Origin of the sequence: Fibrisoma montanum (genome assembly GCF_003583365.1) — a bacterium.
In the GTDB taxonomy this organism is placed as follows: domain Bacteria; phylum Bacteroidota; class Bacteroidia; order Cytophagales; family Spirosomataceae; genus Fibrisoma; species Fibrisoma montanum.
The window spans coordinates 139,091-159,186 of sequence record NZ_QXED01000008.1 but is presented as its reverse complement, the minus strand read 5'-3'; the positions used below and the strand labels follow the sequence as shown (position 1 = coordinate 159,186).

General features: G+C 55.1%; 21 protein-coding genes. 11 read left to right on the top strand and 10 right to left on the bottom strand.

Features of this window, described 5'->3' with window-relative positions; all coding sequences use genetic code 11:
• Positions 1–18 precede the first annotated feature (18 nt).
• Positions 19–609, bottom strand: a complete 591-nt coding sequence (locus tag DYU11_RS25080; RefSeq protein ID WP_119670482.1) for a Crp/Fnr family transcriptional regulator — start codon at positions 607–609, stop codon at positions 19–21.
• Positions 610–619: 10 nt separating this feature from the next.
• On the opposite strand from DYU11_RS25080, the gene DYU11_RS25075 reads away from it, so the two are divergent.
• The 5 genes from DYU11_RS25075 to DYU11_RS25055 all read left to right on the top strand — a co-directional run bounded on the left by DYU11_RS25075 (position 620) and on the right by DYU11_RS25055 (position 4,715).
• Positions 620–1,489 carry a helix-turn-helix domain-containing protein gene (locus tag DYU11_RS25075; RefSeq protein WP_119670481.1) on the top strand — a complete coding sequence of 290 codons (870 nt, stop codon included), beginning with the start codon at positions 620–622 and terminating at the stop codon, positions 1,487–1,489.
• 87 nt (positions 1,490–1,576) lie between these two features.
• On the top strand, positions 1,577–2,128 hold the full coding sequence (locus DYU11_RS25070; protein WP_119670480.1) for a carboxymuconolactone decarboxylase family protein: 552 nt from the start codon (positions 1,577–1,579) through the stop codon (positions 2,126–2,128).
• Between the two features lie 86 nt (positions 2,129–2,214).
• Positions 2,215–3,030, top strand: coding sequence for an enoyl-CoA hydratase/isomerase family protein (locus DYU11_RS25065; protein WP_119670479.1), 816 nt, complete (start codon positions 2,215–2,217; stop codon positions 3,028–3,030).
• 102 nt (positions 3,031–3,132) lie between these two features.
• Entirely contained in the window at positions 3,133–3,903 is a 771-nt protein-coding gene (locus DYU11_RS25060; protein ID WP_119670478.1) for a cytochrome b/b6 domain-containing protein, read from the top strand.
• On the top strand, positions 3,900–4,715 hold the full coding sequence (locus DYU11_RS25055; RefSeq protein ID WP_119670477.1) for a molybdopterin-dependent oxidoreductase: 816 nt from the start codon (positions 3,900–3,902) through the stop codon (positions 4,713–4,715). Before DYU11_RS25060 ends, DYU11_RS25055 begins: the two co-directional genes overlap by 4 nt.
• 29 nt (positions 4,716–4,744) lie before the next feature.
• Here DYU11_RS25055 and DYU11_RS25050 read toward each other — a convergent pair whose 3' ends face one another.
• On the bottom strand, positions 4,745–5,599 hold the full coding sequence (locus tag DYU11_RS25050) for an SDR family oxidoreductase (RefSeq protein ID WP_119670476.1): 855 nt from the start codon (positions 5,597–5,599) through the stop codon (positions 4,745–4,747).
• On the bottom strand, positions 5,596–6,204 hold the full coding sequence (locus tag DYU11_RS25045) for a TetR/AcrR family transcriptional regulator (RefSeq protein ID WP_119670475.1): 609 nt from the start codon (positions 6,202–6,204) through the stop codon (positions 5,596–5,598). The genes DYU11_RS25050 and DYU11_RS25045 overlap by 4 nt, the downstream gene beginning before the upstream one ends.
• A gap of 187 nt (positions 6,205–6,391) precedes the next feature.
• On the opposite strand from DYU11_RS25045, the gene DYU11_RS25040 reads away from it, so the two are divergent.
• The gene (locus tag DYU11_RS25040) at positions 6,392–7,129 is read left to right on the top strand and encodes a DUF1223 domain-containing protein (RefSeq protein ID WP_229366024.1); all 738 of its coding nucleotides are present in this window, start codon (positions 6,392–6,394) and stop codon (positions 7,127–7,129) included.
• 167 nt (positions 7,130–7,296) lie between these two features.
• Here the strand turns inward: DYU11_RS25040 and DYU11_RS25035 are convergent, their stop codons facing one another.
• Complete coding sequence (locus DYU11_RS25035) at positions 7,297–9,711, bottom strand: family 78 glycoside hydrolase catalytic domain (RefSeq protein WP_119670473.1); 2,415 nt, start codon at positions 9,709–9,711, stop codon at positions 7,297–7,299.
• Positions 9,712–9,804: 93 nt separating this feature from the next.
• Positions 9,805–10,392 carry a dioxygenase family protein gene (locus tag DYU11_RS25030; RefSeq protein WP_119670472.1) on the bottom strand — a complete coding sequence of 196 codons (588 nt, stop codon included), beginning with the start codon at positions 10,390–10,392 and terminating at the stop codon, positions 9,805–9,807.
• A 233-nt stretch (positions 10,393–10,625) separates the two neighbouring features.
• Here DYU11_RS25030 and DYU11_RS25025 point away from each other — a divergent pair, with 233 nt between their 5' ends.
• A complete protein-coding gene (locus DYU11_RS25025) occupies positions 10,626–11,747 on the top strand; it encodes a hypothetical protein (protein ID WP_147368028.1) in 1,122 nt (373 codons plus the stop codon).
• A 71-nt stretch (positions 11,748–11,818) separates the two neighbouring features.
• The gene (locus DYU11_RS25020; protein ID WP_119670470.1) at positions 11,819–12,121 is read left to right on the top strand and encodes an antibiotic biosynthesis monooxygenase family protein; all 303 of its coding nucleotides are present in this window, start codon (positions 11,819–11,821) and stop codon (positions 12,119–12,121) included.
• A gap of 176 nt (positions 12,122–12,297) precedes the next feature.
• Here DYU11_RS25020 and DYU11_RS25015 read toward each other — a convergent pair whose 3' ends face one another.
• The 4 genes from DYU11_RS25015 to DYU11_RS33865 all read right to left on the bottom strand — a co-directional run bounded on the left by DYU11_RS25015 (position 12,298) and on the right by DYU11_RS33865 (position 16,372).
• The gene (locus DYU11_RS25015; RefSeq protein WP_147368027.1) at positions 12,298–12,690 is read right to left on the bottom strand and encodes a hypothetical protein; all 393 of its coding nucleotides are present in this window, start codon (positions 12,688–12,690) and stop codon (positions 12,298–12,300) included.
• Between the two features lie 142 nt (positions 12,691–12,832).
• Positions 12,833–13,030 (bottom strand): hypothetical protein, encoded by a 198-nt coding sequence (locus DYU11_RS25010; protein WP_119670468.1) that lies wholly within the window; start codon positions 13,028–13,030, stop codon positions 12,833–12,835.
• Positions 13,031–13,410: 380 nt separating this feature from the next.
• The gene (locus DYU11_RS25005; RefSeq protein ID WP_199736788.1) at positions 13,411–16,053 is read right to left on the bottom strand and encodes a TonB-dependent receptor; all 2,643 of its coding nucleotides are present in this window, start codon (positions 16,051–16,053) and stop codon (positions 13,411–13,413) included.
• 184 nt (positions 16,054–16,237) lie between these two features.
• Positions 16,238–16,372, bottom strand: a complete 135-nt coding sequence (locus DYU11_RS33865; protein WP_262697163.1) for a hypothetical protein — start codon at positions 16,370–16,372, stop codon at positions 16,238–16,240.
• Between the two features lie 177 nt (positions 16,373–16,549).
• Between DYU11_RS33865 and DYU11_RS25000 the strand changes: the two genes are divergently transcribed.
• Genes DYU11_RS25000 through DYU11_RS24990 form a run of 3 tightly spaced genes read left to right on the top strand, consistent with a single transcriptional unit; the run spans position 16,550 to position 19,035 of the window.
• Positions 16,550–17,671, top strand: a complete 1,122-nt coding sequence (locus DYU11_RS25000) for a sensor histidine kinase (protein ID WP_119670466.1) — start codon at positions 16,550–16,552, stop codon at positions 17,669–17,671.
• Between the two features lie 53 nt (positions 17,672–17,724).
• Positions 17,725–18,576 carry a LytR/AlgR family response regulator transcription factor gene (locus DYU11_RS24995; RefSeq protein ID WP_119670465.1) on the top strand — a complete coding sequence of 284 codons (852 nt, stop codon included), beginning with the start codon at positions 17,725–17,727 and terminating at the stop codon, positions 18,574–18,576.
• A 6-nt stretch (positions 18,577–18,582) separates the two neighbouring features.
• Entirely contained in the window at positions 18,583–19,035 is a 453-nt protein-coding gene (locus tag DYU11_RS24990; RefSeq protein ID WP_119670464.1) for a DUF4174 domain-containing protein, read from the top strand.
• Between the two features lie 35 nt (positions 19,036–19,070).
• On the opposite strand, the gene DYU11_RS24985 is transcribed toward DYU11_RS24990, so the two are convergent.
• Entirely contained in the window at positions 19,071–20,090 is a 1,020-nt protein-coding gene (locus DYU11_RS24985) for a YpdA family putative bacillithiol disulfide reductase (RefSeq protein WP_119670609.1), read from the bottom strand.
• Positions 20,091–20,096 lie beyond the last annotated feature (6 nt).

Genomic DNA, 20,096 nt, shown 5'->3' with positions numbered 1-20,096 from the left:
CACCTGGGTGAAGAACAGTCAGTACAGTTTGCCGGCCCGGGCCGCCCGGATTCGGCTAAGTGACTGCGGTTTGATGCCCACGTAGGAGGCTACTACGTACTGCGGGATGCGCTCCTGCAGCGTTGGAAAGGAGCGGAGAAACGTTTCGTAGCGCTCTTCAGCCGTTTCCTGGTAAAACGACGTCAATTTCTGAAGCATCCCGACAAACAGATGCTCGGCGATTAACCGGCCAAATTTCTGACCTTCGCCAATGGAATCATACAGTCGTTGCAGGTTGTTGAAGTTGATAACCAGCAGCGTGGTTGGTTCGATAGCCTGAATAAAACGGGAAGAGGGCGTCTGCGTCAGGAAACTTTCGTAATTGCTCGCGAACGTTTGTTCGGGTGAAAAGTCGTAGGTGTGTTCGGCACCATCGTCGAGGACGTAGTACCGGAGCAGACCCTGCGTAACGAAGCCGGCGTATCGGCATACGTCACCAGCCTGGAGGAAATAGCCATCGGTCGGCAAAACCATCGGTTTAAACAACGACGTAACAACCGCTTCTTCCTTGTTCGTGAGTGCAATGAACTGGCGGATCGTCTGGAGCAGTGCTGAATAATCAGTTGTCATAGGTTTACGTATGCGTTACGAATTCCACGATGTACATACGGGCGGTACCCTTCGGCTGCATCGCTATGAGTCTTCCATTGACCGGTTTTTCTTCCGGGATCGGACCGCCCGGCAGGAGCGGTTGCTGACCATCGCCTGGAACGTCGGACCGGCGGAACGTATCGTTATTGATAGCGTCGAGTACCTGTTTCCGGCGCAGTCCATCGTGCCGCTGATGGTTAATCAGTCGTACCGGATCGATCAGTCATCTAACATCATCGCGTGGCAGTTTGATCGGGAGTTTTACTGCATTGTCGACCACGACAAGGAAGTTTCGTGCGTTGGTTTTTTGTTTTACGGTGTCAAGGACGTGATGTTTCTACAGCTGGATGCGGTCGAAGAACGAAAGTTTGAGGCACTCCTGGCCGTATTTGAAGACGAATTTACGACGAAGGATACGATTCAGGGCGAGATGCTGCGAATGCTCACCAAGCGCCTGATCATTAAACTGACCCGGTTGGCTAGGGAGCAGTATCTGGAGCCGGATGTCAACGAGAAAGATTTTGATATTGTCCGGCGATTTAACCTGCTGGTTGAGAACAACTACCGGAATCTGCACGCCGTGAGCGACTACGCCGATCTGCTGAATAAGTCGCCCAAAACCTTGTCGAACCTGTTTGCCCTGTATCGCTTCCCGAATCCCTTGCAGATTATTCATAGCCGCATTGCCCTCGAAGCCAAGCGGCTGCTGATGTACACGGATAAATCGACGAAGGAAGTCGCCTACGAACTGGGCTTTGAGGAGGTGGCGCATTTCAGCCGATTTTTCAAGAAACAGACGGGCGCGGCTCCCACGGAATTCAAAGAACAGCTCAAAGCGACGCTGATCGGGAAGAATTGATAACAAGCCGGGAACTGCCGCCATTCTTTGCGGGCCGGAGCGGCTGCAACTTTGCCATGTCAATCAACCAATCAAATAACCACGACAATGGCACAGTACACGATCCCCACAAAAGAAACCGCAAAGCCGGACAGCGCAGCTATGTTCGCCGGCCTGGAGAAGGCGCTCGGGTTTACCCCCAATCTCTATGCGTACATCGGGCATTCGCCCGCTACGCTGGCCAATTACCTGAGTTTTCAGCAAGGACAGGCCAAAGGGGCGTTCCGGGCCAAAGAACGCGAAGCGATCTTCCTGGCCGTCAGTGAGGTGAACGGCTGCCGGTACTGCCAGTCGGCGCATACGGCCCTGGGCAAGATGAACGGTTTCTCCGACGATGAAATTCTGCAGCTCCGCGCCGGAACTCACCCCGACGAAAAACTGAACGTACTGACGAACCTGGCCGCTGAGATTCAACGGACACATGGCCACCCGTCGCCGTTGCTGCTCGACCGCTTCTTCGCGCTGGGCTACGATCAGGCTGCCCTGATCGACCTGATTTCGCTGGTGGCCGACAAAGTGCTGTCGAACTACCTGCACAACATCACCCAGATCGCCATTGACTTCCCCGTAGCGCCGGAATTAGAAGCCGTTGAGGCTTAACGTATCAAACGCTCACCATCTGACGACGTAATGTCATTCGATGGCAGGAGTAAACAAGCTCATAACAAAACAAACTTAGTACAGCCATGAATTCCTCCGCCACAACCCCCGCTCCGCAAACGAGTGTACCGGATTACTTCACCAAATACGAACATCTGCACCTGAGCCGCACTACCGACGGCATTCTGGAAGTCCGGTTTACAACCAACGGCGGCCCTATTGTCTTCACGGGTAAAGATCATACGGAATTTGTCGACGCGTTCTTTCAGATCAGCCGCGATCGGGCCAATAAAGTGGTCATTCTGACCGGCACCGGCGATGAGTGGTTTGCGCAGATCGACGGTCCCAGCCTTGGCGATATCACTAACCCGCGCGAATGGTATAACACCTGGTGGGAAGGGCAGAAAGTGTTGCAGAACCTGCTGGACATCAACGTTCCCGTTGTTGCTGCTATCAATGGCCCTGCCACGGTTCACTCCGAATACGCACTGACAGCCGACGTACTGCTCGCTTCCGAACACGCCTATTTTCAGGACTTTCCGCATTTGGCGTTTGGTATCGTTCCCGGCGACGGCGTGCAGACCGTCTGGGCAAAAGCCTTAGGGGAGTACCGCGCTAAGTATTTTCTATACACCCAGCAAAAACTGTCGGCTCAGGAAGCCAGGCAGCTTGGATTGGTGGCCGAGGTACTGCCCGACAACACGGCGCTGATGAATCGGGCGTATGAAACTGCCCGCCAGTTGCTGACCATCCCGGACCTGACCCGGCGCTTCATGCGGTCGATGTTTACGCAGAGCCTGAAACGTGATTTTCTGGAGCAGGTTGGCTATGGCATGGCTCTCGAAGGAATTTCTGCCACCGACCTGAAGATTGCCGCTGAAGAAGCAAGCCGGACCAACTAACGCTAAACGTTGCCGGCTGGATGGGGATTCTAACCAGCCTGGGGCCGACGTAGTTACTAAATCAGTATATTGGTTCGTCAGACATCCCAGCCGGTCAATACCATGAAACGACGCATCCTTCATAAGCATCCATTAGCCATCCGCTGGTTTCACTGGGTCAACTTTCCCGTGCTGGGCATCATGATCTGGAGCGGCCTGCTGATTTACTGGGCCTACGATCCGTACAAGATTCAGCTCGGCGACTGGACGCTCGTATCGTTCTTTCCCGATGGGTTTTATAAGGCCCTGAAGCTGTCGCGTCGATTGGCCGAAGGCATGGCCTGGCACTTCGTATTCATGTGGATCTTCCTGCTGAATGGTCTGCTCTACGTTGGTTACACCTTTATTTCCGGCGAGTGGCGGCACCTGGTTCCTGGTCGGAATTCGTTTCGGGAGGCTATTCACGTAACGCTGTACGACCTGGGCCTGCGGAAAGATCAACCGCCGTTCATCAAGTACAACGGAGCGCAGAAAATCGCGTATTTTTCCATCATGCTGATGGGCGTCGGTTCGGTACTGACTGGCTACGCGATTTATAAACCCACGCAGTTTTACTGGCTGACAGCCCTCATGGGCGGCTACAAAACTGCTCGGCTGATTCATTTTGCGCTTACGATCGGCTACGTACTGTTTTTCGTTATTCATATCGGGCAGGTGATCCGGGCGGGCTGGCAAAACTTTCAGTCGATGGTTACGGGTTTTGAAGTGGTGAAATCGAACGATCCTGAACGACCGGTCATGACCGACGTTACGCCCGAACCCGGTCCAACGGACGACCCTGCGCCCACCGAACCCCGTCCCGACAGTACTCCTCTTCAACCCGCCCTGTCATGAAAGCAACAAATGAGCCTGATTTGCCCGAAAGCGATCTGCCGGAGTCAGTGATCCGTCGCCGTACACTGAAAGCGTTTGGCTGGTTTGCCCTGGCCTCGGTAGTACCAGTAGGCGTGTACACCTGGATTCAGAACAGCCCGAACCTGGCCGGAATCCGCAAGCCGCTTCGGAAAGTGCTCGATGTAAACGAGGACATTGCCAGTACGTATTTCAGCAGTAACCACCTGGTCAGGACCTATCCGGTCGAAGCCGCGGCCCGTGTTCCCCGCGTAAACGGTTTCGACGGGCTACGGACGCCTTTGCCGGATGACTGGAAACTCCAGATTGATCGACAAGGCAGTAACGGAGAACCACAGGAACCACTGCTGCTAACAATGGACGACGTAAAGGCGCTGCCCCGGCAGGAACTGGTTTATGATTTTAAATGCGTGGAAGGCTGGAGCCAGATTCAGCACTGGAGTGGGGTCAGGTTCTCGGATTTTATGGAACGCTACCAACTCGGTACCCGAAGCGGCAAAGCGCCCAGCCCGGACACTACCGACGATCTGTACAAATTCGTTGGTATGGAAACGCCCGATAAAGGCTACTACGTCGGTATCGACATGGAGAGCGCCATGCATCCGCAAACCCTGCTGGCCTACGAATTGAACGGCGAGCCGATTAACAACCAGCATGGTGCACCCGTCCGGTTGCTGATTCCGCATAAATACGGCGTAAAGAACCTGAAACGCATCGGCCGAATTTTTTTCAGCGATACGCGTCCCCGCGATTTCTGGGCCGAGCGCGGCTATGATTATTATCTGGGGTTGTAGTGCGCCTGGGGCAAAGGTGAGGCTGTTTCCTATGCCCCTTGCCCCACGTTCATCGCCGGGGCTTTGTAGCCTTTCTCGACAACGTTGCGAACAAGAGTATGGAACCACGATAGGGGAATCAGACGGCGCATCGTGAGCAGGGCGCTGGTCTGGCTGCTGCCCGTTACGTAACGGAGCCGGAAGCTGCGATCGTTGGCGGCCTGGAAAATCGTTTTGGCGACTACCTCCGGACCCGGCGCGTTTTCGCCTTCTTTCTGGGTGTTGGCCAGCGTTACCCGAACGTACTCGTCGTAGGCAGTCAACCCGTCTTTTTTCAGAATGTCCTGCGAGCGATCATAAAAATCAGTTTTGATAGCCCCCGGCTCTACGTTTTTGACCCGGATGTTGAATGGGCGCAGCTCAAACGACAGCGCTTCGGCAAAGCCCTCCACTGCCCATTTGGTACCGTGGTAGATGCTGTAGATCGGGAAGGTAATCAGGCCGCCCATCGACGTTACGTTGATGATAGTGCCACTGCGCTTCTCCCGGAAATAAGGCAGAATTTCCCGGATGACGTTCATGACCCCAAAAACGTTCGTGTCGAACTGGCGCTGAATCTGCTCCGGCGTGGCGGCTTCAAATACCCCGATGGCACCGTAGCCGGCATTGTTGACGATGACGTCGATGCCTCCGAAAGCCGCCCGTGCATCGGCAATGGCCTGACGAATACTGTCGGCATCCATTACGTCCAGGCGAAACAGCTTTACGTTCGGCAGTTTTGCCAACTCAGTCTCTTTGCCCGGTGTCCGCATCGTAGCGGCTACGTTCCAGCCGTTTTCCGCGAAATAGCGGGCGGTGGCTTTACCAATGCCCGACGAAGTTCCGGTAATCAATACTGTTTTCATGCGTTTATTCCGTTTATGATAAGTTTGGTTAATAGGCCTGTTTCGTGTTCAACCTGGGAGTAATCAATCGCCTGCGTAGAGCCGAATCCGGCGTCACGAACGGCTTTATACTTCAGCGCATCGGCAACGGTCAAGAGCAGGCTGGCCAGTTGGCGGGCGTCTTCGGTGGGCGGAATGGCCTTGCGCATCAGCGTTTCGAGGAAGTCCAGTTCCTGCTGGAGCACACCGGCGTAGAGCTGTTCAAATTGAGGTTCCAGCGTCTGGAGGTTCTCAATGGACAGGCTATGCAGATTAAGCACCTGCTTGTAGTAGCGAAGCCGTTCGGTCAGGTACGTACTGATCTGTTCGGTGGGCTCATCGATCGTAGCGACCTTGGCCATCAGATCACTCATGAAAGCCGCGCTTTCCTGCAGCACGACGTCGATGAACAGCTCCTCCTTGTTCTTGTAGTAATAGTAGAGCGACGCCTTGTTGAGCCGGATCGCTTTACCAATGTCGTCGAGCGTTGTTTTATCGTAGCCGTAGCGGGCAAAGCACTCGGCGGCTGCCTGCCGGATGGCCCGGCGTTTCTGATCAGTTTTTGAACCCTCTGTTTTCGTCTCCATCGTTTCAACTGCACATTGACGAAACAAAGGTATTTTATTTTTCAAACAATTTAACAAAAAGTTTGAAAATATTATTTTTATACATTTTTGCTCGCTTTTTAATCAGAAACAAATTGACTGGCAACTGCTTAGCCAATTTGCTTGTTACGGATAGAACCGTCCTAAAAATAAACGGAGTATGAAATACATGGTCATTGCTGGCATGCTTCTGGCTGGAGCTGCCTCCTGGACGCTGGTACGTCATCCTGAAAAAAACGCAAAGGTGGTCGTCCAGCCGGTTGTCGTGCTGGAGTTGTTTACGTCGCAGGGCTGTTCGAGTTGTCCGCCTGCCGACCGGGCGTTGCAGGAGATTACACAGCGAGCCGCCGGTGCCGGGCAGGCGGTGTATGGGCTGTCGTTTCATGTCGACTACTGGAACCGGCTGGGGTGGCAGGACCCCTTCAGCACCAAACAATATACCGACCGGCAGCGGCAGTATGACCGATTGCTGAAAACGCAGACGTATACGCCCCAACTGGTTATCAATGGCCGGCACGATGTGGTTGGTGGGCATCGCGGCCGTATCGACCAGCTCATCCGGTCGGTGCAGGAACAACCGGCGTCCCAGTTCATTCCGGTTGACGGAAGCCTGACGCGGCAGGCCAACCAGGTTACTGTTCGGTATCAGCTACCGGCTGGTCCGTATCGCCTGAACGCTGCGCTGGTGCAGAAGGAAGCCCGAACGAACGTGCAGCGGGGCGAAAACGGCGGCCGAACGCTGGTCAATTCCAACGTTGTGCGGCAGTTCCGCACCCTCGACCAGCCCGGCCAGTCGGGTAGTGTAACCCTGCCAATCCCGGATGGCCTGAAACCGGACGACGTAACGGTGCTGCTGTACGCCCAGCGAACCGACAACAGCCAGGTCGTAGGCGCGAAGCGGTTGTAGTTGTTTGATGGTACGTATATTGGTAACTAACGTGAATTATGAATAAGTATCAGATTACTCGCTGATAGATTAGTTAGTCTGTTTTGTCATCCCGACGCCGGGATGACAAAAGCTGGCTTTTGTAGCTAAAATGTTATCCTTGATTCACAGGAATTTATAAACACAAATCACAAACTCACTTCCTGCCGTCCGCCCTTCAACGCCAGTGATTTGCCATTCCAGCGCAACGTACCGGTTAGGGTGGCGGGTAACGTAACGCTGCCGGTCAGGCCACCCGTGGGTGTTTTGGTAAACTGTACTGCAATATCCCCGGCCGGGTGCGGTACTTTCCCTTCCACGCTGGGCAGATCGCCGAGGTAGGGCGTGATGCGGACCGACCGGAAACCGGGCTCGGCCGGATTAATGCCGCATACCGTCGAGAGAAATTCGTACAGGGGCGAGGCACTCCAGGCGTGGCAGTCCGACCGCGTGGGCTCCGGGTTTTCGGCGAAGGTCGTCAGGCCGATCGCCAGCATATCACGCCAGGGTTTCAACTGAGCCAGATACTGATCGCCCAGCCCCGTTTTCTTCAGCGCCTGGAACAGGTAGTATTTGAAATAAAAGGTCGCCTGCGTTAAAGTCGTATCCGTCATCACTTTCTGCAAAACGGCCTTTTGCTGGGCCACCGGAACGGCGTCGGTCAATACGGCCCAGATGCTGCCGTGCTGACTGAAACTGTTCTTAGCAGGGGTGTCGGCCATCAGGCCTCGCGTCGCATCCCAGCAGGTGGCCATAGCCGCTTTGTTGATACGTCGGGCTAGTTCGCGGTAGTGCTCGGCGCGTTCGTTCTGCCCGTAGTGGGCCAGGAGATCGGCTGCCCGGAAATACGTGTAAGCCTGCTGCAGCGACAGGATGCTGGAACCACCCTGACGGGCTCCGGCCGGAACTCCTCCCGCGGCTTCGTCCTTCGCGTTCTGCCACTTTGCCCAGTCCACAAAATTCCACCATTCGAGCGGGCCGTTCAAGCCACCTTTGTCCAGTCGCTGTTCGTGCCAGTTCAACACCTGCGTAATCCCCGGCAGGAACGATTTGACAAACGCGTCGTCCTGCCGATGCAGCCAGTAGTCGTGGATCATGCAGACCCAATAGAGCGAGAACGGCGGAATCACCTGGAAGTCGGCGCTGGGGTAGCGGCTCTGGGTCAGCCCGTCGTTGAACCGACTGTGGTCATAGTCCATGATGGCCTTGCGCATCAGCCGGTCGTCGCCCGTTACATACAGCGAGATCATGGCCTGAATCCGGGTGTCGCCGGTATATTGCAGTTGCTCGTAGTAAGGGCAGTCGTAATACGTTTCGCCCGCGCAGAGCTGGGCCGTGCGCCAGCCAACGTTCCAGATTTGCCGCAGAGACGAGTCGGCGGGTGCGCCCGAACGCGGACCGACCGTGAACGTCGCTTTTTGCTGGAACGGATAGCCGGTAAACTGCCCAACCAGATCGTTCAGCACCAATGGATCCTGGGCGGTCTGCACCGTCAGTTGCAGGTACCGATACGTCCGGAACCAGAGCGGCCGGAAAGTCCGTTTGGCATTTCCATCGGCTACAAACTGATCTTCGAAGCCGATCAGCTTCCGGCCGTCGATGTCGTTTCGATTGCCTTTCTGCCCTTTGTCATTGACCAGCGCTTCGGCGTAGGCCAGCGTAATCACGGCGCTTTTGCCCCCGCTGACGGTCAGTTCCGGATACGCGTTCGTGAGATGACCCTGATCGAGCAGGAACGTAGCTTTTGTGTTTGCCGGTACGGTTACGGGGTCTTTTCCGGTCAAGAAATTAGCGTTCATCCGGGCGTTGTCTGTTCGTCGTACAGCCGCTAACCGTTGCATACGTTCTTCCATCATCGGAATGGTACGCGCCACCAGGTTCCAGTTGCCATCCGTGCCGAGGCCACGGGGTTTGGCGGGGTACCCAACGGGTCGGGCGTTGGGCCAGTTCTTGTCGTCGAACCCGGGCTGTTCCCAACCCCACGGATACTGAACCCCGTCGACGCGGTCGCCGGCTCCAACCACGATGTAGGTCCGCAGCCTGGCGTTGTCGTTGACAACCGGCGAGTAGGCCGGATTCTGGTAAATCTTCCATGTAGCGTCGGTGTTGGCCACTTTTTCGGTTTCGCCGTCGCCCTGAAGCACAAAACCCAGTTGGTAGCTCATCTGCGCAAACGGAGCCGATTCGCCCAGGTACCAGACCTGCGCGGCCAGTACGTTACGACCGGCCTGTAGATAGGGCGCCAGATCGAGGGTTTCGTAGTTCCAGTTTTGGGTATCGCTGCGGGCGGGTCCGAGGGCCACCGAGCGCCCGTTGACAAACAGCCGGTAGCGGTTGTCGGCCGATACGTGAACGACGAAGCGGGCCGGTTTCTGGTTCAGGTCGATCGCTTTGCGGAAGTGATACACCCCATACTGCCGGGCGGGTGATGTGGGATGCATCAGCCACCGGGCCGTCCAGTAGTCGTTCTGCCAGCGCGACGTAGCCGAAACACGGGCTGGCGTCGTTTGCGAAAAGGCGTTCAGGGTAAGGAAACAGGCAAGAATAAAGAGCCGAATAGTCATCAAAAGCAGAGCATTAACGTAATGCCGCGAATATAGCGACAATCCGGCGCTGATGTAGGGGGTGGTGTCCTGCCCAGGTGTTTTTAGATCAACTTAGGCCTTCACCACAAACGTATAACCGGCCGCTACGTTACCGCCCTTGTTCGTTACGTTCATCAGCAGGTTAGAGTTGAATAGCCCATCCCGGCGGTTGCCCGGCTCATCCGGAAAATAAAGCTGGGTGGTCAGGACCGGTTTGTTGGGAGCCTGTACTTTAACGTGGACGTGGCGCGTTCGGCCCGGATACAATCCTGGTACGATGGTCTCTAATCGAAAAATGCCGTTTTTGTCCGTGTATTGGTGACCCCGTAGCCGGAAGCCGCTGTTGTCGTACTCGCCCTCATTGTCGGCATGCCACCAGTCCAGCAGCGCGTGGGCAACGGGTTTACAATCGGTCGTCAGCACCCGGCCGGTCAGCACAAGTTTACTACCACCCATACCTTGTTCGAGCAGACTGCTACGTTCCGGCGAGTTGGGTTTGAAATAAGGCCCTTCGGTTTCCGATGGCGTCGGTTCGTCGTGGTCGTCGCAGGGCGGTGTGACGGGCAGCGTCAGGAACTTCCCGCGGAAGCTGGCCGACAGCAGGCCCGTAAGCGGAAGAGTGGCCAGCAGGGAGACAAACCGGCGCCGTGACGTTTCCATGTCAGAAGGAAAGGGTTGGTTATTAGTTAAAATTAACAATTTTTTCACTCGTAACGGACGAGCAGGGAAAAAATGCCGGTGGTACGTCAGGCAGGGACATTGCACGGACATCTGCTTGCCGCGACAAGGAGTGCTGTCTAGTTAAATTGGTCATAGGATAAGTGGTTAGTCAAAACAACGTATTGACAATCAAAAGTTTTTGTATCTTTTGCCTCCTGTCTACCTCAACCTAAATGAAAACTGATCAATCCGCAACGGCAAGTGAGTCCGCTACGTCTGCCCAATTGCCCCGACGCTCTGCTTTGTTAGTGGGCAGTATGCCTTTTGCCGACGAAGAAACCTGCATGCGTCGGGCGCTCGATGTGCTTGGTCCGGCCCTGTTCTGTTTGCCCGACGGCGAGATTGGCGAAAAGACCCCGGCTTTCCCGAAGGGTAATCGCATTGCCTGGGTGGTGTACGCCATCGAAAAGCTGACCGAGGATAAAGCCAGCTGGCAGGTCATCAAACAGCCGGTGCGTAGCCCCGAGGACGGTATGGCTATCAACTACGATGGTTTCCAGAAATTGAAGCCGCTGCATTCGCCTGCCGACATGCCACAGCACGTGCAACTGGGATACGATGCGTTTTTTGCGAAAAGTTATCCTGTTTTCAGGCAGTTGCGCGAGGAACACGGTTTCCCGCATTTGAAATTTCAACTGGGCGTACCGACGGGTTTCGCCATGGGGTTTGCGTTTGCCAGCCCGATTACCTGGCTACGCTATACATACGCATTCAACACCGTAATTGCCCGGGAGGTCAATGCTGCTCTGGCCACGGCTGGCAACGACGTTATTGTGCAGCTGGAAGTGCCGCCCGAACTTTATGCCGCGTATAAACTGCCGGCGCCCCTGATCGGGCTGGCGCTTCGACCCATCAGGGATTTGCTGAACAAGATCACCCCCGGTGCCCGCATCGGTATTCACCTCTGTCTGGGCGACTTTCACAATGAGGCACTAGTGCATCCCAAAACGCTTGGGAAAATGGTGGCTTTCTCGAATCGGCTGGTGGAGGAATGGCCAACGCAGCACCAGCTGGACTACGTGCATTACCCATTTGCGGAGGGAATAGTACCACCGCCCACCGAAGCCAGCCACTACGCTCCGCTCAGGGATATTACGTTGCCGCCTTCAGCCCGGTTCATTGCCGGCTTTGTCCACGAAAAGCGCAGCCTGGCCGAAAATAAACACATCCTGGAGAGCATCGAATCGGCATATGGCCAAACCGTGGATGTAGCCTGCTCCTGTGGGCTGGGTCGCCGTACGCCCGAAGCCGCCGAGCAGCTGATGGAACTGACGGCACAACTGACCCGGGCCTGATCCGCCGTATCCCCACTATTTGAGTACTACACCTTGTCTGTCAATCTCGTATCAACCAAAACTCAACTGTCATGTTTGCACGCGTCGTCCAAGTGCCCTTACAGCCCGGAACATCCGCCGAGGCCGCTAATTATTTCAAAGAATCGGTGGGCCCAGCCCTGAAGCAGCAGGATGGGTTTAAAAACAGTCGGTTCCTGACAAATGCGGAAACCAACCGATGCCTGATGGTGACGCTTTGGGAATCTGCCGAACATCGACAGGGGGCGGAGTCGAATGGGTTTCTGCAGGGTGTTTTGCAGGATATGAAACAATATTTTGCCGGTGCCCCGACGATCGACTATTACGAAGTCGACGTTCAGGTTGTTAATAACTAATCCCCACCCCCGGTACAGGACCATCAGCCCTGTACCGGGGGTGTGAGACGTAACGTAACTAATCAGGGAGACGGGCAACCGGCGGAACCGCTGGCCTGTCCGCTTCGAACCGGAAAACTTTTCTGGTGATTGCCAGTGAAAATATATCTGCTCTGAAATGGGCTCACTTCGATCGGCTACCGATCGGTTATTTTCAATACTTCGATTTCCGGAATCACTTTCTTACTACCCCAGCCGCAGGTCAGTTCCACCTGTTTGCCTGTTTCGCGAAACGTTATCGTTACGGCTTTCTGGCCCCAGAACGGTTCGTTTGAATTGCTGGACTGCAACGCTTTTTCCAACACAGACAATGACTCAGCCGTGGGTTTGTACAGAACCAGCCCAGTAGCTCCTGGTTTATCCAGTTGTACGTGTGCCTCGCAGCCGTCGGCGGGCAACTGATTGTTGCTGATCAGGGCTGGTTCTACCCGCTCAGCCGCTGCCTTGGCTGAGTCAAAAGAAGCGAGTTGACTGACTTCCTGCCGACAGGAAGCCAATCCGATGGCGATGAAAAAAAGATACGCTTTCATACGATATTCTGTTTTCATCATAGACCCAGGTTCAATCAGTCCGGTTGTAACGAGCCTGCAAGACTGATCGTTAATTCGGTATCAACTGGTAGAGAAAGAGAAAAGCAACGCCCTGCATCAACTCTCGGCAAGCTAAAGAAGCTTATGCACAGATGCGGACCCGGTTCAAACGGACATCCGACCGTTTAAACTGACGCTGCATCTCGTTAAATACCCATTCGATGGCTTCGTCGGGGTCAGGAGCAGTAACCAGGCGCTGTTCATCCTGCAGCAGGTTGTTTTTTGCTTCGTCCATCAGATCAAAGACGACCCGAATCAGCTGTTTTCTGTTAGTAGCCATAATAAAGAAGTAGAAACCAGAGGACTCATGCCCCGGCAAGTGGTTAATGATAGAATTGATGAGTAAATCGTTAGCCTGATGGCACTACTACATCAGAACCTCGACGAATACGCTTCTGCCTGTTGGTGATGCGGTATAACACAAAGATAGGAGCTGTATGATTTATTTGTATTATATGGCATAAATAAATAGTATAAATAGTGAACAGGGTACCGTATCAGTAAAATAGCATATCGGCTACACCAAGTAAAATCCAGAGTCGGAAACGTAGCAACGGATCGTAGTCATGGATACCTCATCACGATTCGGGTAAGTACCTTTACAACGCAAATGCCCCGACCAGTACTGGTCGGGGCATTTGCGTTCGATAATGCTTGAACTTACTGCCGTCCGCGGCCACCGCCACCCGCCGGTGCGCTTTGCTGAGCGGCCCCGTTGTCGCTACCCCCGTCGCCACCTTTCACGTCGTCGTTGTTAACTGAACGGTTCCGGCGCTTGGGCGAATCGAAGCTCATCTTGCCGAACCGGTAGCTGATGTTCAGCCGAACCCCGGCGTTGTAGAAGCTCGTTACGCTGCTCTGCGACAGGATCGGCGACGATACCTCCGAGCGCACCATGAACGGATGGTTCAGGAAGTTCTCAGCGGCCAGACCGATGCTCCCCCGCTTTTCGGCAAAGTCTTTCTTGACCCCGAAATTGTAGAAGGCGAACGTACCCTGATAGCCCTGCAGCTGGATTTGCCGACCGCGCATGCCACCCCCGGCCTGAATGGCCCAGCCGTTGGGCAAAGTAACCGTCGAGAACAACCGGCCGGCCAGTACCCAGCCCGAGTTGCGGGCGTTGTAGATCGGATTCGGGTTGTTGTTGGTCAGCGTTACGTGGTAGGCGTCTACACTGCCGTTAAGCTGCAGCCGGGAGAACAGGTTGATGTTGGCAAAGAGGTTAACACCGTACGTGTTCTGCAACCCTACGTTCTGGTACGACGTCCGGATGACGCGCTGCAGCACCGGATTGGTGGGGTCGCCGAAGCCCTGCGTTACCGTGTCGCGAATGCTGGTGATTTCGTTGTTGGTCCGGCGGGCAAACACCGATGCATTGAGGTAAACGCTTTTTACGTTGCCGCTGGCGCTAAACTCAAGGTTGTCGGTCAGTTCGGGCGACAGATACGGGTTACCAACCGAGATGTTTGTCGGGTTGGCTGCATTCACGTTCGGGTTCAGGAACTGAATACCCGGCCGCTGTAACCGGCGGTTGTAGGCCAATTTGATGGTTTTGCCGCCTTTCAGCGATTTCGAAATGTTCAGGCTGGGCACCAGGTTGCCGTAGTTCGGCAGCGTTGGGCTCTGGCCGGATTCATTGCTGAATCGTGCGTCGAGGAATGTGTATTCGTACCGGGCACCGGCTTTGATCGTATACCGATTTTTTGTCGTAAGCGTGTAGGACAGGTACGTAGCTGCGATGTTCTGATTGTAGTTCAGCGTATTGGCGGGGCGGGTAACGTCCAGCACGAACGGGGCGCTGGGGCCGTCGGCGTAGTAATACTGGTAGTCACTGTTCACCTCGCGCAGAATGCCCTTACCCCCGAATTCTAGCAGCTGATTCTTGCCCATCGGTGTCTGGTAATCGATCTGCAACGTTGACTCCTGGTTGTAGCTGACGTTGTCGTTGCGCTGGCGTGCCATGATCGTTTCGAAGTCGACGTTGCTCAGCAGATCGGCCGTGAAATTGTTGGTGCGGTTATTACGGCTGAACAGCCCCAATACGCTCAGTTCCTGCTGCGGCTGATACGTGCGGACGTACGCAACGTTGGCATCGATTGTTCCCGAGAGGTCTTTGGAATCGACGTTCCGGCCGTTCAGGCGCGGGAAAAAATCGGTGGGGCCGAGTGTCTGCGTTATAAGATTATTTTGTGAACTTATGCCGTTGCGGGCACCGTAGCGGAGGCTGGCCGTCAGTGATGTGTTTTTGTCGATGTCGTAGTCCCAGCCAAGCTGATAATTACCAAACATCCGCTGGTTGAGCGTACTGGCGCTTTGCGTTACGGTGGTGTTGCCGGTTGCGCCAATGGTGGTCTGTACGTTGTTGAACGAGCCCCGTACGTTGTATTCGGCCCGGCCGAACCCGCTGAGGCTGAAACCCATCTTGCCGGTCCGGTAGTTGCCGTTCAGGCCCAGGTTACTGCCCCGGTTGCCACCGCCCGCGTCGACGTTGAGGGTTGCGCCCTGGAGTGTATTCTTTTTCGTTACGATGTTGATGATCCCCGCTGAACCTTCGGCATCGTAGCGGGCCGAGGGCGATGTAATCACTTCTACGGTCTTGATCTGATCCGCCGGAATCTGCTTCAGGGCGTCGGCTACGCTGCTGGCTACCACCGTCGATGGTTTGCCGTTGATCAGTACCCGGACGTTGCTGCTGCCCCGGAGCGACAGGTTGCCGTCCAGATCGACTGACAGCAGCGGCACCTTCCGCATGATGTCGGTGGCGTCGCCCCCGCGGGCGGTGATGTCTTTGTCGGCGTTGAACACCAGCCGGTCTACTTTCTCTTCGACCAGGGCGGCCTGACCTACCACGTTTACTTCGGTCAGGGTCCGGACATCGGGTGACAGTCGTACTGTACCGACGTTCAGATCGTCGCCCCGCTGGATGGTGATCGTCTTGCCGGTCAGGGCCTTATACCCAATAAACGAGTATTGTAATTTGTACTGACCCGGAGCGACTTTGGCCATCGTGAACCGGCCTTTGTCGTCGGCTGTCGTGCCATCGACGGGTTTGCCGGTCTGCGGATTGAGCAGGGCAACGGTCGCGTACTGAACGGGTTGGTTAGTTGTCGAGTCGATCAGGAGACCCGTTATTTTGCTGTTGCCGCGGGGTTCGTCGGTCGACAGCGCCGGTCCGGGTGTGCCGATTGTGCTGCGGTTTGGGCGGGGGCTTCCCGTGCTATCGGGGCGGCCTGCCGGCAGCTGCTGAGCGAGGGTGGGAACGGCCAGGCTGAACAGGAGGAGTGGAATGAACAGTTTATGCATGGTGTATCGATGTATCAATGAGTTGGGAACCGCCCGGGCTGATTGCCATACGGTTGACGAATCAAAACAACTACTCGTCAGCCAGTCCAAAAAATGCAATAGACAGGGCCTGCCCAAATACCGACAGATGGATGCGTAGAACCGATTAGTCGTTTTTTGGGCTAAATGGAGCGGATAAACCCCGTTAATCGGCGTAAACCGGCAAACAGTCGGGAGAATTGGGTAACTGGTCGGTTTGGCCGGTTTGTTTGTACGGCAGGTAGTAGGTTTGTATCATCAATACGTTTACGTTTGCTCCAAACAGGTAGGCGTGTTTCATATTTAGGTATAGCATACAGACAGCCTGGCTCACTTGAAGTCAGGCTGTTTCGTTCACAAGGTCTATTCTATCGGCTGAAATCCGTGAACGGTCGGGAGGGCTGGGCCATCGGTCGATTGGCCGCGGTAACTTTATCGATTTTATGTAAACTTGTGTAAATCATTCTTGACCGAACTAATGCCAGGCTTTTCAGTGCGTCGCAATGTCACCGTTCTAATGCACCTGCTGATGTGGGGCGTGTTCGGCTTTGCGCTGTTTGTTTTTCAGCCATTAAGCTCCAGCGTTACGCTACCCACTGAGTTCTGGATTAAGCAGGGTATCTTTTTTGCGCTGCTGGTTGGGGCGTTTTATATCAATGCTCAGATTCTGGTGCCGCGCCTGTTGTTCCGCGACCGGATTAACGCCTATCTGGCGTCTGTAATTGGTGTGATGGCGGTCGTACTCCTGATTCACTGGGGTATCGAGGTGTACTTCAATCTGGCCGAACTAGTGTATAAAGCCTACCATCCCGACAAGCCGGTTCGTCGGCCATTGGCGCAATTTCGTTGGTTTCAGCCCGCCCTGATGACGACCTTGCTGGTTATGGGGGTCAGTACCAGCATCGCCACCGTGTTGAAGTGGCAAGCCGACGCTCAGCTTCGACAGGCGCTCGAACAGGCCAAAACGGCTTCCGAACTGTCGTTCCTGAAAGCGCAGATCAATCCGCACTTCTTTTTCAATACGCTCAACAACATCTACGCCCTGACGCTGGTCGATGTGGAAGCCGCCCGCGATGCCCTGCACCGGCTCTCGCGCATGATGCGCTACGTACTCTACGAAACGCAGGCCGGCACGACTATGCTTAGCAAAGAGATTGCCTTTGTGCAGGACTATATGCAGTTGATGCAGCTGCGGCTGACCGACAAGGTTGCCGTAACGTTTGAGCAGCCCAGACCCCTTCACGACGTACCCATTGCGCCGATGTTGCTGCTGCCGTTTGTCGAAAATGCGTTCAAGCATGGAGTCAGTTCGGTGTACGACAGCCGGATTCATATCGGTATTCATCAGCACGGAAGCGAGTTGAGCATGGAAGTCCGCAATACGATATTCCCCGAAAAAACGCCGTCTCTCGAAGTGGGCAGCGGAATCGGGCTCACCAACACCCGGCGCCGTCTGGATCTTCTTTACCCGGACAAGTACGTACTGGCGGTGGAAGAAAAGACGCCCGAGAACGAATACGCCGTTCACCTGAAGCTGTATCTGGACGGGCAGGCAGCCCCCGTTGAACCAATGCTGACGGCGTCGAGCGTACCGGTATAAGCCCCCGTTTTCGCTATCTTTACGGTTGGTGGCCTTAGCTGCTGACACTTTCTATGATGGTATCCTGCATTGCTGTTGACGACGAGCCGCTGGCCCTGGGGCTGGTGAGCGCATTCATTGAAAAAACGCCGTTCCTGAATCTGGTAGGGCGATATTCAAGCGCCGTGGAGGCCCTGCGCGGACTGCACGAACTGTCCGTAGACCTTATATTTCTGGATATTCAGATGCCGGATCTCACCGGTATCGAGCTGGCCCGGGTGCTGGAACCTGGCCCCAATGGTCGGGCTCCCCGGGTGATTTTTACCACGGCCTATAATCAGTTCGCCCTGGACGGCTACAAGGTTGATGCGCTGGATTACCTGCTCAAGCCCTTTAACTATGAAGAGTTTTTGCGGGCGGCCAATAAAGCCAAAGCGTACATAGACCTGATCCAGCGGGCGGGGTCATCGCGGTTTGAAGGACCACTCGACCGCCCGGCGTCGGACCTGAGCCCGATGCGGCTGGATGGAGCCCCCGAACTCGCCGAACCGGCCGCGAGCCCGGTCGCGACGGTTCCGCATCAGCAGGAAGACTATCTGTTTCTGAAAGTAGAATACCAGCTGGTTCGGGTAGCCTTTGATGACATTCTGTACATTGAAGGGTTGAAAGATTACGTGAAGGTTCACCTGCGTTTCGATCCGCACCAGAACAAAACCCCCAAGCCGCTGCTGTCGCTGACGAGCCTGAAAGCGCTGGAAGAGAAGCTGCCCTCCCGGCGGTTTATGCGGGTTCACCGGTCGTTCATTGTCTCGCTGGATAAAATCGAAGCCGTTACGCGCAACACCATCCAGATTGGGGCCGTAACAATTCCGGTCAGCGATCAATACAAAGACGCCTTTGCGCAGTTCTTAAGTAAATGGACCTGATGCATCATGCGCAACACACGACGGATAGTGGCACATGGCTGGCTCTGGATGGCCGGCCTTTTTCTACTGGCGACGAATGCCCTGGCACAAAGCCGGATTGAAAAAACCGTTAAAGCCGGTAAATGGCAGCAGCGGATTCTGATTGTATACGCTCCTTCGGATCAGTCGGCCGACTACAGGCAGCAGAAAGAGCTTCTGGCCGACGAAACGGCCGGACTGGATGATCGCGATATGCTCGTCATCGACGCGCTGGAAAACCGATTGGCCACCGCCGACAAAACGTACCTGCGCGACAATCTGAACGTAACCCCCGGCAATTTTGCGGTGCTGTTGATCGGCAAAGATGGGGGTGTCAAGATTCGGCAGACGAAGCCTTTGGCCACCAAAGCGCTGTTCGCTACGATCGACGGTATGTCGATGCGGCAGCAGGAAATGCGGGCGAAAAAGCGAAATCAATGACCCGGGCCGGTCTGCGTTGCCGACCAACCCGGATGTTAAATTCGCTGGATTAGTTCGTTGACCTTGTGAACCTCCCGACCCATAATGTGGTCGATAATCGCCTGCGCGTGTTCGCGGCCGTTTTCAATGAACACTTTTTCCGTGTAAATGCCGGCCATCACCGTACCGCAGACGTAGAGGCCCGGTACGTTGGTTTCGAAGGTCGTTTTGTCGTAAACCGGTACGTGCGTTTCGGGGTTGAGGTCAACGCCACAGCGCCGGAGTAAGTCAGAATCAGGAACGTAGCCGGTCAGGATAAAGACAAAATCAGCGGGTAATACGTCTTCCTCACCGGTCTGCACGTTGGTAATTCGAACGCTGGTCGGGGTGATTTCGGTTACGCGGGAGTCGAAGCGGGTTTTGATCTTTCCTTCCTTCACCCGGTTCTTTACGTCCGGAATCAGCCAGTATTTTACCGTTTGCCGAAAGTCTTCGCGCCGGTGAACAACCGTTACGTCCACGTCGTGGCGATACAGTTCCAGGGCCGCTTCAACGGCTGAGTTCGACGCCCCGATGATAACCACCCTGGTAAACGAGTACTTAAATGGTTCGTCGTAGTAGTGCGATACGTTCGGCAGGTCCTCGCCCGGAATGCCAAGCCAGCGCGGCCGGTCAAAATAGCCCGTCGCCACAATCACCTTACGCCCCTGGTATTCATCGCCGGACGTTGTGCTTACGGTGAAAAGGTTGCCATGTTCATGGTGGCTATGCTGCTGCACCCGCTCCACTTCCTGAAATACTCTGGTGTTGAGCTTGTAGTAAGCGGCCACCTTGCGGTAGTATTGCAGGGCTTCGTTCCGGTTGGCTTTCACGCCCGACACTGGAAACGGAATGCCGCCGATCTCGATGTTTTCGGCCGTAGAAAAGAAACGCATCATTCGGGGGTAGCGCCGGATCGACTCCGTAATGCTGCCCTTTTCCAGAATGACGTGACTCAGCCCTGATTTGGTCGCTTCAATACCCGCGGCCAGTCCGCAGGGACCACCGCCTACAATAATGACGTCGTATGGTTGTATTCCGTT